Source organism: Arthrobacter sp. RT-1 (assembly GCF_003367205.1).
GTDB lineage: Bacteria > Actinomycetota > Actinomycetes > Actinomycetales > Micrococcaceae > Arthrobacter.
Genome location: NZ_QRGQ01000040.1, coordinates 79,662 through 94,009 on the forward strand (window position 1 = coordinate 79,662; position 14,348 = coordinate 94,009).

Annotated in this window: 12 protein-coding genes; 11 read left to right on the forward strand and 1 reads right to left on the reverse strand. The window is 65.1% G+C overall.

Going from position 1 to position 14,348, the window contains the following annotated elements; genetic code table 11:
* The first annotated feature begins 141 nt into the window (after positions 1-141).
* Genes DXK94_RS18510 through DXK94_RS18540 form a run of 8 tightly spaced genes read left to right on the forward strand, consistent with a single transcriptional unit; the run spans position 142 to position 8,427 of the window.
* On the forward strand, positions 142-591 hold the full coding sequence (locus DXK94_RS18510; RefSeq protein WP_181884878.1) for a GtrA family protein: 450 nt from the start codon (positions 142-144) through the stop codon (positions 589-591).
* Entirely contained in the window at positions 588-1,730 is a 1,143-nt protein-coding gene (locus DXK94_RS18515; protein ID WP_115526050.1) for a glycosyltransferase family 2 protein, read from the forward strand. The genes DXK94_RS18510 and DXK94_RS18515 overlap by 4 nt, the downstream gene beginning before the upstream one ends.
* Positions 1,730-1,897: a hypothetical protein gene (locus DXK94_RS21465; protein ID WP_181884879.1), complete on the forward strand. Its 168-nt coding sequence runs from the start codon at positions 1,730-1,732 to the stop codon at positions 1,895-1,897. Before DXK94_RS18515 ends, DXK94_RS21465 begins: the two co-directional genes overlap by 1 nt.
* Complete coding sequence (locus DXK94_RS18520; RefSeq protein WP_115526051.1) at positions 1,894-3,393, forward strand: glycosyltransferase family 39 protein; 1,500 nt, start codon at positions 1,894-1,896, stop codon at positions 3,391-3,393. The genes DXK94_RS21465 and DXK94_RS18520 overlap by 4 nt, the downstream gene beginning before the upstream one ends.
* Entirely contained in the window at positions 3,390-6,164 is a 2,775-nt protein-coding gene (locus tag DXK94_RS21730; protein WP_115526052.1) for a galactose oxidase-like domain-containing protein, read from the forward strand. Before DXK94_RS18520 ends, DXK94_RS21730 begins: the two co-directional genes overlap by 4 nt.
* Positions 6,165-6,190: 26 nt before the next feature.
* Positions 6,191-6,685 (forward strand): hypothetical protein, encoded by a 495-nt coding sequence (locus tag DXK94_RS18530; RefSeq protein ID WP_147294405.1) that lies wholly within the window; start codon positions 6,191-6,193, stop codon positions 6,683-6,685.
* Positions 6,682-7,494, forward strand: coding sequence for a polysaccharide deacetylase family protein (locus tag DXK94_RS18535; RefSeq protein ID WP_115526054.1), 813 nt, complete (start codon positions 6,682-6,684; stop codon positions 7,492-7,494). The genes DXK94_RS18530 and DXK94_RS18535 overlap by 4 nt, the downstream gene beginning before the upstream one ends.
* A 54-nt stretch (positions 7,495-7,548) precedes the next feature.
* The gene (locus DXK94_RS18540; protein ID WP_181884880.1) at positions 7,549-8,427 is read left to right on the forward strand and encodes a glycosyl hydrolase family 18 protein; all 879 of its coding nucleotides are present in this window, start codon (positions 7,549-7,551) and stop codon (positions 8,425-8,427) included.
* A gap of 46 nt (positions 8,428-8,473) precedes the next feature.
* Here DXK94_RS18540 and DXK94_RS18545 read toward each other — a convergent pair whose 3' ends face one another.
* Entirely contained in the window at positions 8,474-11,167 is a 2,694-nt protein-coding gene (locus DXK94_RS18545) for a LuxR family transcriptional regulator (RefSeq protein WP_115526056.1), read from the reverse strand.
* Between the two features lie 463 nt (positions 11,168-11,630).
* On the opposite strand from DXK94_RS18545, the gene DXK94_RS18550 reads away from it, so the two are divergent.
* The 3 genes from DXK94_RS18550 (at position 11,631) to DXK94_RS18560 (ending at position 14,294) form a co-directional block, all read left to right on the forward strand.
* Positions 11,631-13,046 carry an amino acid permease gene (locus tag DXK94_RS18550; RefSeq protein ID WP_115526057.1) on the forward strand — a complete coding sequence of 472 codons (1,416 nt, stop codon included), beginning with the start codon at positions 11,631-11,633 and terminating at the stop codon, positions 13,044-13,046.
* 289 nt (positions 13,047-13,335) lie between these two features.
* On the forward strand, positions 13,336-13,641 hold the full coding sequence (gene rpsF / locus DXK94_RS18555) for a 30S ribosomal protein S6 (RefSeq protein WP_015939036.1): 306 nt from the start codon (positions 13,336-13,338) through the stop codon (positions 13,639-13,641).
* A 74-nt stretch (positions 13,642-13,715) separates the two neighbouring features.
* A complete protein-coding gene (locus DXK94_RS18560; protein WP_079597906.1) occupies positions 13,716-14,294 on the forward strand; it encodes a single-stranded DNA-binding protein in 579 nt (192 codons plus the stop codon).
* Positions 14,295-14,348: the final 54 nt, after the last annotated feature.

Consider the following 14,348-nt stretch of genomic DNA (forward strand, 5'->3'; position numbering starts at 1 on the left):
ATGCCTAGCTTGGAGGCAGTAAGACTGCCCGGCAGCATTTTCGAGCTCAGGACTACGGTGAAAATGGCTCCTCCTCTCTTTCAGGACACGCACAGCGGCCCCGTCCCTGCAGCTGTGAGGGTCTTCCCACAAGTGAGAAAAATGACCACGAATCCTCTGGTCGGCCGGATGACCAGATTCGCGGCCGTGGGTGCTTTCGGCACTGTCCTGAACCTGGCGATCATGGCGGCGATGCTCGGCTTGGGCTCGCATTACCTTCCGGCTGCGATCGTGGCCACCGAGCTGACCATCCTGAGTAATTTCCTGATGCAGGAGCGGCTGGTCTTCCAGGACAATCGCGGGGGCCGCCCGTTGCGGCAGCGCATCCTGGCGGCTTTCGGCTTCAACAACATCGAGACGCTCGTGCGGATGCCGGTGCTTGTACTCCTGGTGAGCGTCCTGCTCGTTCCCGGCCTCGTCGCGCAGGCCGCCACCCTCGCGGCCGCGTTCCTGATCCGCTTCGCCTTTACGTCCCGGGTCATCTATCGCATTCGTCCGGATGCGGGCCGCCTCTTGCCCGCCCCTTCAGTTCGCGAGGAGCAGCTCTCATGACCACCACCAACGATGCCGTCGTGAACCTGGGCAATGACCGCAGCGAAAGCCCACTCGCCCAAGCGACAGACAAGCTGCGGCCGCCTGCGCGGGTGATAGCGATCATCCCTGCACACAATGAAGAGATCGGGATCGCACAGACGATCGACAGCCTGCGCCGCCAGACCCAGGCCCCGGACCGTATCCTCGTGGCCGCAGACAACTGCACCGACGGCACCGTGGACATCGCCAGGGCAATGGGGGTGGAGGTCCTGGAAACGCGGGACAACACCGCCAGGAAAGCGGGCGCGCTCAATCAGGGGCTTGCCATGGTCCTTCCTGCTCTTCTGCCTCATGACGTCGTACTGATGATGGATGCAGACAGCCGCCTAAACCATGATTTCGTGTCTGCCGGCATGGCCTACTTTGAGTGCTGGCCGTTAAGGGGCGGGATCAGTGGCTCCTATGTTGCCGCCGACCACCCATCCCGCGTGGCCCTCCTTCAAAAGATCGAGTACACGCAGGGGCTTCGCACAGTGCACCGCCGTGCCGGGCGCATCCATGTGCTATCGGGCGCCGCCACCATGTTCACAGTCGAATCCCTGCGCAAGGTGGCCGGGATGCGAGGCAGCACTCTCATCCCCGGAGTGAAGGGACTGGTCTACGACGAATCCTCCCTTACTGAGGACTATGAACTGACCGTGGCGCTGAAGCGGGTGGGCTACGACCCCCGCTGTGCCATCGACTGCGTCGTGGTCACCGACGTAATGCCAACGTGGCACGACTGGATGGTCCAGCGACTGCGCTGGCAGCGGGGAACGCTGGAGACCCTGTTCACGTATGGGTTCGTGGAACATACCCGCAAGGCCTGGGCGGTGCAGGCGTGGACATACTTCCGCAGCGTCATCCCCCTGCTGATGCTGATGACCTGGGGCTACGCCCTGGCCTTTGAGGGGGTGGCGTTCTACCCATTCTGGCTGCTCATCATCCCGGTATTCATGCTTGACCAGCTGGTAGCCACCTGGAACGCGGGATGGAGAGCGCGCATCTACGCCACCCTCATCATTCCTTTGTGGATTTACGAAACATACCAATCGGTTGCGTACTGGCAGGCACTTCGCCTTGCGCTGCGCGGTGGCGAGAAGGAGTGGCTGACCTGATGGACACATTTCTGGGCCTCCTTGAAGAGGTCACACACGACGGCTTCATGGCTGGGGTCGCTGCGTTGACAGCTCTCACGCTGTTGATCCTCGCGATCGCCATCCGCCGCATCCTGCCCAAGCACAAGCACGACAGCACTCTGCCTCCGAGGAGGGAATCCACGTGACTGAGGCCCTCACCCGCACGGTCGACGCCTACCGCCGCCCACCCTGGAACGAGGCCGTCAGCCAGGCCCTGCCGCCCAGGCTGCGGGTCGCGGGCACACCACGGTGGGTGGGCCTTGCCCCGCTCATCGCGCTGCTGGCCCTGCTGGCCGCACTCAGCCTGCGGCTGTCCAACACAGCCTTCATCGATGAAGCGCTCTACATCAACGCCGGGCACGACTACCTCAGGCACTGGCTGACAGGCGACGGCGTCGAGGCGTACGGCGACTCGTTCTCCGGCGTACCGTTTGTCTACCCCGTGCTCGCTGCCGTCCTGGACACCCTCGGAGGGCTCCTCCTGGTGAGGGTGTTCAGCCTGCTCTGCGTGCTGGCGGCGACGATCTTCGTCTACCGGGCGCTGGCCGACCTGGGATACCGGAGTGAGGGCATGCTCGCCGCTGCCGTCTTCGCTCTGACCGGGCCGGTCGTGTTCGCTGGCGCACTGGCCACCTTTGACGCTTTGGTCATCGCCATGCTCGCCGGCGCCTTCTGGACAGGCGTTCAGAAGGGCTGGCCATCGGCAGTGGCCACCGGCGCCATCCTCGGCCTGGTCCCCGTCATGAAGTACACCGGCGCGATCTTCATCCCGGTGGTGCTCGGCGTGGTGTTCCTGACCTCGCCGCGCTGGCGGGCAGGGGTGGCTGGGATCATTGCGGCGGCGATCCCTGCTGCCGCATGGCTCGCCTGGTCCGCCCAAATCGCGGCAGGCATCGCCTTCACCACCGCCGATCGATCCGCGCTCAGCCCCCACTCCACGGAGGATCTCCTGGCGTGGATGGCGCTCGACATCGGCATCCTGATCCTTGTCGCACTGGCGGGAGGACTTATGCTTGCCCGGCGCGGGAAGGGTCACGCCCTGCTGGGACTGGGGCTGCTCGGTGGCGGCATGGCGCTGCCCGCCGCGCAGCTGATTCTTGGCGAGGGCGTCTCCTTCGACAAGCACATGGCCTACTCCGCGCTCTTCCTGGCTCCGCTGGCCGGCTACGCGCTGGCCAAGCTGTCCAGGCGCACATGGAAGCTGCTCCCGGTCTCGGTGCTGCTGCTGGCGGCCCTGCTGTTCGGCGTTTCCCGCTCTGAGGCCATGTTCGCCTCCTGGGTCAGCGTCCAGCCCGTACTTAACGTAATGGGGGACAGCCCCAGGCCGGGCATCTACATCTCCTCGGCGACGGACTCCCTGAAGTACCACCTGCGTGACCGCCCGGAGATCACCTGGGAAACCACCTTCTCCCTTTACCCCCAAGGGGAGGAGGCCATCAGGGTGGCTGTGGAGGATCAGCGGTTCCAATCCGTCATCCTTCGCTCCGCCAGCACCGGTGCACCCGACCAGGATGCAGGACAGGCCGTGCTGCTCCAGGCCCTGCGGGACAGCCCTCACTACAAGCTCACCGCAACCATGCCCGCCCGCGAGCACTCCGAGACGGATATGTGGCTCGTCTTCACCAAGAAAGAGACAAAATGAACACGCGTCCAAAGCGAGCCGCCGCGTTCGCTGCCGTACTGAGCCTGGCGGTTTTGACCGTGCCGTCGGCGCTGGTCACGTCAGCCCACGCGGCCCCGTGCCCTTGGGTGGAGGTAGGCCCCACCGTCTGTATCGACGTCCAGCTGGTCGCCCCCAAGGATGGTGCTGTTCTCGCCGGAGCCGTCGCCCTGGAGTCGACGGCGCGCCAACTTCAGGAGGCGCGTGGCAACATCGTGAAGGTCGAGTGGTGGCTGTACCACCCGAGCTTCATCGAGCAGAACCCGAACAACCATGAGGGCAAGGTCCTCATGGCAGAGACCCTCGCGCCGTCGACCGGAACCCGGCTCAACGGGACCTGGCGCGGCACCTGGACCGTGCCGGCCAACCGCACGGTCACGACGCGTGACGGGGACTACGAGCACCCCGGCACCAGGACCTATACGCTGCCCACCACCGGCACCTACAAGATCGAGTCCCACGTCCTGGACGAGGAGTGGACCCGCACCGCCGGTGGCCCTGCCGGTCGCACGCCGCCCATCACGGTGACTGTCCCGGGCGACGGGACTGCGCCACCCCCTCCCCCTCCGACGGAGGTCAACGACTCGACGGCCACCATCAACGGCCAGTCCCATGCCATCAACGGCACCAATATTTATCGTGCGGCGGACTTCCTGGTCCGGTACACCAGGACTGCGAGCCAGACCGCTTCTCCTGCCAACCAGTGGGGTGCCGAGGCAGCGGTCGTCGGTGGCAAGGTCACGGACTTCAATGATCGCCAGGCCACCGGTGCGCCGGGCCTGGCGATTCCCGAGGGCGGCTTCGTGCTGTCAGGCCACGGGGAGTCGCGCAACTGGCTCATCGCCAACGCCAAGATTGGTGCCACGGTGACTTCTCCTGCCTCCGGCGGCGCCCCGCCGCCCCCGCCGCCACCACCCCCGCCGCCCGGTGAGTGCACCGGCTTCACCGGCCAGTACTTCAATAACATCGATTTGGGCGGCACTCCCGCCCTGACCCGGTGTGACGCCGAGATCAATTTCTCCTGGCCCGGAGCAACCGGGGCCGGAGCGGGGCTGGATGGGACAGAGGACTCGACCCGGTGGACCCGGACGCTCGACCTCCCCGCCGGCGACCAGACGTTCACGATTACCAGTGACGACGGCGTGCGCGTGAAGCTGGACGGGACAACCATCATCGACGCTTGGAAAGACCAGGGCGCGTCCACCTACATGGCCACCCGGAACGTGGCCGCTGGTCCCCACACAGTGGTGGTGGAGCACTACGAGCGCTATGGCGACGCCGCCGCGCGGTTCACCATGACAGGCGGGGCAGCGACGCCACCCCCGACCACCGGCTTCGCAGCCACGGGCCGCTGGACCACTCCGTCGAGCATGCCGGGACGCGCGATGCACGCCACCCTCCTGCGCGACAACCGGATCCTGCTGATCTCGGGCTCGGGCAACGACTGGGAGGGCCAATTCCTGCCGGGCACGTTCCAGACGCACATCTGGAATCCGACGACCAACACCTACACCAGCATTCCCACGCCGTCGGACATGTTCTGCTCCGGGCATGTGACCCTTCCGGACGGGAAGATTCTCGTCCAGGGCGGCACGGAAGCTTACGCGGGTACCCCGGAAAGCGCGTCGTACAAGGGCTTGAAGTCGTCGTACGTCTTCGACCCGGCCACGAATGCCTACACAAAGACGAACGACGCGATCGACGGCCACTGGTACCCCACGCTCACCAAGCTCGAGACCGGTGACATCTGGATGGCCGGCGGCTACGACCAGAACGGCGGCGGCTCGACCGCGACCGAGATCTTCAGCTTCTCGCAGAACCGCTGGCTCGCACGCAACGAAGTCCCTCAGACCAACCGGTACCTGGGCACGTACCCGCACATGTTCCTGATGGCGGACAGCCGGATGTTCTACACCGGAGGCCATACTTTCGGTGATGCACAGCCCGGTTCAGGGTCCTTTATCTACGACTGGCGCCGGGCGCGGATCGGCGACATCCCCGGCTTGCGCGTGCCGCAGCTGCGTGACCAGGCAGGCTCCGTGCTGCTGCCGCCGGCCCAGAACCAGAAGTTCATGATCGCAGGTGGTGGCAGCACGGAATTCGGCGGTGCCACCAACACCGTGGACATTGTGGATATGAACCAGGCCAACCCGGCCTGGGTACCTGGCCCCAATCTGCCTGGGACCGAGGGCCGCATGTACGTGAACCTTACGAACCTCCCGGATCGCAGCGTCCTGGCAAGCCATGGATCCACAGGCAACCGGACCGGTGACGTCCGGCGCGCCGCGATCTACTCGCCGGCCGGCAACAGCTGGGCTGAGGTGGCTGCCGACCCGGTGGGGAGGAACTACCACTCCTCGACGCTCCTGTTGCCCGACGGCCGCGTCGTCGCCATCGGGTCCAATCCGGTCGACAACTCCTACGAGAAGCGGCTCAGCGTCTACGAGCCGCCCTATCTGTTCAAGGGTGCTCGCCCGACGATTACAGGTGCCCCGGCCAACGCAAAGTATGGGCAGGCCTTCGCGCTGGGCACAACGGGCAACGTCATCAGCGCCTCCCTCACGAGCCCGGGGTCGGCCACGCACCAGACGGACACCAACTCCCGTCTTGTGGACCTGCCTCTGTCAGGCGGGGCCGCTAAAACCGCCACCATCCCCACCAACCGGGCGCTCCTGCCGCCGGGGCCGTACATGCTCACAGTCCTGGACGACAAGGGAGTCCCCTCGGTGGCTCGCTGGATCAACATCCGATGAGGAAGAAGACCATGAGTGGACAAACCGTGACTAAGCAGCAGCGCACGAGCACTTGGCGCAGGAGTGCGGCCGGAACCCTGGTCGGCGTCGTAACGCTCCTCGCCACCTGGGCCACCGCAGGCGGAATGCTGGCAACGGCCGCGCCGCCGCCGGGCAGCGAAGGGGCTGTCAGCGAGCCCGTCACCAGGCCGCATGCCGTCGTCGAGCCTGAGGCCCAGGCAGTGAATGCCGGCCACCAGGGGCAGGCCACCGGCGTGAAGATGCGCGAGGCACCAGAGGTCGACGCCAAGAAACTGAAGGCCGGCGGAAACGGCGGCTGCGTGGTCGGCTATGGGGACCCCGGTCAGTGCCTGCCGGTCGTTCCACCCAGCCACGCCGCCCACGGCATGGTGGGCACCTGGACCTGCCGGGAGACGCGCACCATATTCGTGAAAGGCATCAAGGTTGACCCGGGCAAGGACACGCTGAAGCTGGACAGCAATAGGGATGGCGTGGCCTGTGGGGAGGGCGACACGCCATGACTCGAACCCGTCGTACGACGACGGCTGTGGCCGCTTCGGTTGCCTTCGCCCTTGCCCTTGCCGGAGCAATCCATACGGTAGTCCAGGAACACTCAACCCCGGCTGCTGCTGCCACCAATGCATCGCAGAGCGCCCCTCTTGTCGAGCGCCCACTGAACAGCAGCTGCTCGGCCGGCCACGTCACCTTTACCTTCGATGACGGCCCCCGCGAGAACACCGGGAGGGTGCTCGATGCGCTTGATGGTTTCGGCATTGATGCTGTCCTTTTCTGGAACGGTAACAAAGTAAAGGGGCGTGAGCGCATCGTGGCCCGCGCCCTTGCCGAGGGCCACGTCATCGGTAATCACACCTGGGACCACGCCAACCTCACCACCGGTGAGAAACCCGATGGCAGCAAGGAAACCTGGGGGACGCAATGGGTGCGTAGCGAGCTGGAGCGGACAAACGCGGCGCTCACGGCTGCCGGCGTCCCCCGCCCCACGCTGTACCGCCCGCCCTACGGCGCGGTCAACAGCCGGGTGGACGGGATCGCCCGGGATCTCGGCTTGCGTCTCGTGATGTCTTGGGGAAACGCTGACGACAACATCGTGAACACACGGGATAACGAGGGTGCGACCACAAAGGAAATAGCCGATGTTACGATCCGATCGATGCGGGATGGCTCGATCATCACGATGCACGACGGGCCGGGAATCGAATCCCTTGATGCGCTGCAGGCCATCGTGGACGCAATGAACGAGAGGGGCCTGTGCGCCACCACAGAGGTGCGCGGGGATGCTGTCAGCACAGCCTTGGAAATGGACGGCTGAAGAGCTCCGGGCGCCCGTCCGGGCGGAAACCAGGAGGAGGGCGTCATAGCCGAATTGCCCAGCAAGGTCGTCGGCGTCTACTGGACACGCTGGAATTTCGGCATCCACCTCACGCAGGTACCCCAGGCGTACAACGTGCTTTACCTGTTTGCGGCCGGCCGCTCCGGTGACGTTGGGGGCATCGCGTGGGGAATGAATGAGATCGCCGCCGACATCCGGACTGTCCGCGCCAGGGGTCAGCGTGTGGTGCTTTCCGCTGGTGGCGCGGGCCAGGAGATCAGTTTTTCCTCCCGTGAGGTGAGCCGGCGCTTCGTTGACAGTGTGGTGCGTATCAACACCGAGCTGGGAGGTACCACGGCCCGGCCGGCGATCGACGGCGTGGACTTCAACACCTTCGAATCCGACGCCACGCCGAACACCGACGAATACCTGTGGATGTTCAGAGAGCTGAAGCGCCGGTTCGGCCAGGAGTTCGGCATCACCTGCCCACCTGCCCCTTGGAAGACCCAGGACAAGGCCATGATCCAGGAAGCCCTGTCAAAGGACCTCATGACCTACGCCGGGCCCCAGTTCTACGACGGCCGGGAGTTGGCGGACCCGGCGTACATCATCAAGAGCACGCGCGAATGGGTGGAAAAAGTCGCCGGTGGGGACGCGAGCAAGATCGTGGTGGGCTTCGGCATGGACAGCGGGACGAACTACTCCTCCCTGGATGAGGTCCGTGCAGCATGGCGGATGGTCGAGAAGGAGTTCCCGACCATCCGGGGGGCATTCTTGTGGCAGCACAAGACCGACTTTGACCGGGGATGGGCCTTCGCCAAGCAGGTGGCGCCCCTTGTTATGGAAAACATCGTTCCGGATCAGCCTGTGCCTTCTACCCTGCCGGCAGGGACTGGACGGCGACGGCGGCAATCACGTCCACGCGTGAGGTGACACTTTCGAGCGACTCTCCCGCGTCCTGCGGCCGGGAAGGATGGGACTAGAGAACCGGCAAGACGTACTGTTGCCGGGACGGCGTCTCCTTGCTGGCCGCCAAGGCGGTCAACTGTGCCCGCGATTCCACTCCCAGCTTTCGGTAGATGGCAGTAAGGCGCACTTCCACGGTCCGGACGGAGACGAACAGCTTGGCGGCAATTTCCTTATTGCGCATGCCGCGGGCCACCATGTGTGCAAGGGCACGTTCATGGTCTGCGAGCATCAGCAACGCCGGGTTGCCGGCACTGCGGGACGGCTCCACCCGTTCGTCCAGAAGGAGGGCGTCAACAAGGTGGGTCCAGGCATGCGCTCCGGCCTCGTCAAACAGCACCTTTGCGCACAACAGCCGGTCCCTGGCCTCCCGCAGCTGGCCCAAGGCACCGAGCCGTTCGGCGTAGCACAACAAAGTCCGGGCACGTTCCAGGAGCGAGTCGTGGCCGGTTCTGCTCTCCAGGGCCTGGTTGAACAGCTGAAGCGACTGCTCCCCGTCGGCCAGCATCGCGCGACTGCGGGCAACAGCGCTGAACAGCCAGGGTGACCGCAGCCCAACGGATCGGCTTTCCAGGCGCTGCAGGGCCTGCGTGGCCTCGCGGTGCCGGCCCAGCCGGATGAGGACCTCCACAAGGTCCGGCTCACACCGCAGCAGCGTTGGATTGCCAAAACCCATGCCGATCTCCGTCGCGCGGGACAGCTGGGCAAAGGATTCCGCGAGGTCTCCCCGCAGGAGGGCAAAGTGGCCCTGGCAGGCAGCCAGCTGGGCGCTGATGGCCGGGTGGCTTTCCGCGCCCGAGTAGCGCTGCGCCTCAAGGGCGTACCCCTGCGCCAGCGCCTCGTCGCCCAGGGCATGGGCACGCCAGAGCCGGAAGACATGACGCATGCCACGGTGGTACTTCATTTCAGGTTCATGGCGTTCGAGGTCATCAATGAGTTTGACTGCCGCACGCACGTTTCCCGCCCGGATCTCATTGTCCACCGCCAGGAACAGTGCGGTTTCCCGCCAGATGGTGTTGCTTGCCCCCACATCGCTCCGCACCATGGCGAGTGCTTCCTGCGCATGATCGTAGCGCTCCGCGTAGCTGAGGGAACGCCCCTGAACGAGGAGGCTGGGCATGCGGGCGCTTCCCGCCGGCTCGTGCCTCCTGCTGACGTTGCCGGTGTCTCCGCCCGCGGCAGCTGTCAGCAGTTTGGCCCGGTCAGCAATGGCCAGGCTCTCAGCCGATGCTGACCCGTGGAAGTCCGCCCCTAAGCGGAGAAGTTCTGCGGCGTCCTTCGGCTCCCAGCGTTCGGCATAGTAGAGGGCGGCGCCGGCCAGCAGGCCGGCCGCATATGCCGGGTCATGCTGGCCACATTCCTTCACCAGGCGCTGCACCATGCTCGAACGGACGGTCCCGCCCTGGATGAACTCGATCTCGAATGACAGGCCGGTCAGCCGGAGGATCAAGGCGGGGTGGTGCGTGACCCGCTGCGCCCAGTCCAGGTAACGCCGGGCGTAGACGAACTCGCCCCGGTGGAACAGAAGCTCCGCCAGGGTGGTGAGGCGGGCAGCGGTTTCGGCTTCCCACGGGTTGATGGTGAGGGCCCGTTCGATGTACTCCACCGCGAAGGGCACTTCCCCTCCCCGGATCAGGCCAACCGCGCTGCGGAGCAGCCCAAAGGGGGTCTGCCGTTCGAGGGTGGTGAAGCTCAGGTGCCAGCGGCGCGCGTAGGGGTCGGTGGCTTCGGAGGCCTGCGCCAGGGCCCGGTGGCCGGCTGTGCGGACGGCCGGCGTCATGCCGGCGAAGACATAACCGCGGAGCAGTTGGTCCCGGATCGCCAGGTGTGGCCCGGACCTGCTGACCATACCGGTGGCCAGCAGTTCGTCCACCCCGGCCCAGGCATCCGGGCTGACTTTCTCCAGGGTGGCGATGTCGCTGCGGCAGGACAGCGAGAGCAGGTCCAGGACGTGGCGCGCGCCCGGCGTCAGCGTGCCCACGGCTGACGCGTATTCGGCTTCAAAGCTGCCCTTGCAGGGCAAGGGGACGGGCAGGGCATATTTGCCCTCCGCCTGCCGTTCCAGCAGCCGGTGGTAAAGCTCGACGGCGGCGAGCGGGTTTCCCAGGGTGGCTGCGGCAACCGCGTGGGCCGCCGCCGTCGTGGTGTGCCGCCCGGGCATTGCCTCCAGCATCCGCACACTGTCGCAGTAGCTCAGGGCAGCAAGCTGCAGGGTCGGCAGCCCGCTGAAGGGGCTGTCCTGGATGTCTTCGCGGACACTGAGAAACAGTGCGATGTCCGTTCCGGCAAGCCGCCGGGCCAGGAAACCGATGACGGCCTGGCTGCCGGGATCCAGCTGGTCTGCGTCATCGATCACGATGACGGTCCGGGACGATGAGCGCTGGCACAGGGCGTTGAGGAGCATGCTCGACACCACTGGCACGGTCATGGTTCCGGCGGCGTCGCGCAGGAGCTCATCGCTGATCCGGTTCAGGACGGGCTCGTCCATGCCGTTGAGGAGGGCCGTGAGCCCCGAGAGCGGCCAGTCCGACTCTGCAGCACTGGCGCCCAGGAAGACCGTTCGGTAATCGCCCAGGGTGGGAATCTCGGACAGCAGGGCCGACTTTCCCGCCCCGCGTCCACCCACCACCGCCAGGGCGGACTCCTTGGGGCCCCGGATGACCGAAAGGATCCGGTCCAGTTCGTTGCTTCGGCCAATTAAGGACATGCGGTCTCCCCATCAGAAGGAGACCGTTATCCAGCGCTACTAGTTCCAATACGAAGCCGCGCCGTCCGGTCACTTCCGTGACCGGGGGTTCGGCAAGCTGTCGGCTCATCACCTCCAGCACGGTACCCAGCCGTTAGAAGTGAATATAGCGCCGCGCAAGGACGGGCTGGCAGTTGAATAACTGCTGGATTCCATCAAGATTCGCGCATTCGTTTCCTCGACGTTTCGCAGTTGCCTCCCGGTAATCTTTTGGTTCACGGAACTGCCTGCGCCTGTGGGAAGATCTGATTTGGCCTCCCGCCGTCTGTGCCGATGCACATGAGCTCCCCGCCTCCCCCGCGTCTAGGGTGGGAGAAACATGTGACCCGCAGCACTGGACGCCGCCTTGCCCGGAGGCCCCCCAGCCTGTTGCCCCCGGCGCAGGTTCCCATCCATTCGCAATGACCCAAAGGACGGCGCACCCATGCCCGCTGACCAACAGTTAGCAAAGTCGCTCAAGCCGCGGCACCTTTCCATGATCGCGATAGCCGGAGTCATCGGAGCCGGCCTCTTCGTGGGCTCCGGCGCGGCCATCCAGCAGGCTGGTCCCGGAATCCTGGTGGCCTACATGGCCGCCGGCGTCGTGGTGATCCTGGTGATGCGCATGCTGGGCGAAATGGCCGCAGCGAACCCCGAAACCGGCTCGTTTTCCACCTACGCAGACAAGGCGCTGGGCCGTTGGGCGGGATTCAGCATCGGCTGGCTCTACGCGTGGTTCTGGATCATCGTGCTGGGCATCGAGGCTACGGCCGGCGCAGCGATCATGCACCGGTGGGTGCCCGGCATTGACCAGTGGATTTGGGCCCTGATCCTGATGGTCCTGCTCACGCTGACCAACCTCGGCTCGGTGAAGTCCTACGGCGAGTTCGAGTTCTGGTTTGCCTCCATCAAAGTTGCGGCCATCGTGCTGTTCCTGCTGTTCGGTGCCGCGGCCATCCTTGGCCTGGTGCCCGGCGTCCCGGCGCCCGGCCTGACCAACCTGCTCGATAACGGCGGGTTCATGCCGAACGGTCCCGGCGCGGTCCTGGCCGGCATCCTGGTTGTGGTCTTCTCCTTCTTCGGCGCGGAAATCGCCACCATCGCAGCCGGCGAATCCGAGAACCCGGTGGACGCCGTCAAGAAGGCCGTGAAGTCCACGGTCTGGCGCATCCTGGTCTTCTACATCGGTTCCATTGCCATCGTTGTCACCCTGCTGCCGTGGAACGATGCGAGTGTCGCCAAGAGCCCCTACGTTGCCGTCATCGAACTCTTCGGCATCCCCGGTGCCGGCACCATCATGGACGTCGTGGTCCTCACCTCCGTCCTGTCCTGCCTGAACTCGGGCCTTTACACGGCCAGCCGGATGCTCTTCTCGCTGTCCAAGCGCGGAGATGCGCCGGCCTCCTGGACCAAAATCTCCCGGCGGGGCGTGCCGGCTTCGGCAGTCCTGGCCTCCACGGTGGTCGGTTTCGTGACAGTCGGCCTGAACTACATTGCACCGGACACTGTCTTCCTGTTCCTGGTGAACACCTCAGGTGCCATCGCCCTGTTCGTCTGGCTGGTCATCGCCTCATCCCAGCTGGTCCTCCGCAAGCGTATGGGCAGTGCCGCCAAGGACCTTGCACTGAAGATGTGGCTGTTCCCCTACCTGACGTGGCTGGCGATCGGCAGTATCGTGGCTCTGCTCATCGGCATGGTCATCCTGGAGTCCACCCGGGAATCGCTGCTGCTGTCTGTCGCCCTGGCCGCGGTTGTGGTGGCCATCGGGGTATGGCGCTACCGCAGGTCCGGTCCGGCCGCTGCCGCCGGGGATGCCGGCGAACCGCAGGACGTGCCCGTGAAGGCGGGCCCGGCGTCGTAATTCCCGCCCACCTTGCCTGACCCTGACTGAAAACCGCCCGCCCGGAGCCGCCCTCGGCCCCGGGCGGACGGTTTTCCACATACGGGCTGCCCCTGCTGCCGTTCGGCAAGCTTCCGCCCTAGGCTCGTGTCAAGCGCGAATCGCCTATCCGGTCCAAATGCACTAAGATATTGAAGTCTGTGCTGCGTCCTGCCTCCGTTCCGGCGGCGGGGCATCGCACGGCATCGCAAATGAACCTCCTGTTACGGAAATGCCGTAACCGCTTAGCCCAAAGGAGGTGGGTTCACATATGCGTCCTTACGAATTGATGGTAATCATCGACCCCGAGGTCGAAGAGCGTACCGTTGAGCCGTCGCTTCAGAAGTTCCTGAACGTCATCACCAACGATGGTGGAACCATCGAAAAGGTTGACATCTGGGGCCGTCGCCGGCTGGCTTACGACATCAAGAAGAAGTCCGAAGGTATCTACGCCGTGGTGAACTTCACCGCCAAGCCGGAAACCGCCAAGGAACTTGACCGCCAGCTGTCTCTTAACGAGACCATCATGCGCACCAAGATCACCCGCCCCGAAGAGCAGAAGGTTGTTGCTGAGTAATTTCAGCACCGATTTTCATTCTTTACCCCGCAGGAAACGCACTCTTCACCCAGGATCGAACAAGGAGGCAGTAGATGGCAGGCGAGACCACCATTACGGTCATCGGTAATCTCACCAATGACCCGGAATTGCGGTTCACACCGTCCGGTTCGGCAGTAGCGAACTTCACCATCGCTTCCACCCCGCGTACCTTTGACCGCCAGTCCAACGAGTGGAAGGACGGGGAAACCCTGTTCCTCCGCGCCGCCGTTTGGCGTGAAGCAGCCGAGAACGTCGCCGAGTCCCTCACCAAGGGCATGCGCGTGATTGTTACCGGCCGCCTGAAGAGCCGTTCCTACGAAACAAAAGAAGGCGAAAAGCGCACCGTTATCGAGCTTGAGGTCGACGAAATCGGCCCCAGCCTGCGCTACGCCAATGCCAAGGTCAACCGCACCCAGCGCTCCGGCGGCCAGGGTGGACAGGGCGGCTTCGGCGGCGGCAACAGCGGTGGTGGCTTCGGAGGCGGCAACTCTGGTGGAAACCAGGGCGGCAACTCCGGTGGCGGCTGGGGCGGCGGCAACCAGCAGGCTGCACAGGACGATCCCTGGGCGACGCCCGGTGTCTCCAACGCAGGCGGCTGGGGCAACGGCCCCGACTCCGAACCTCCCTTCTAAACAAAACCAATAAAGGCCCGACGCCGGGACCGCACCAAGTGCCTCACGGCACCT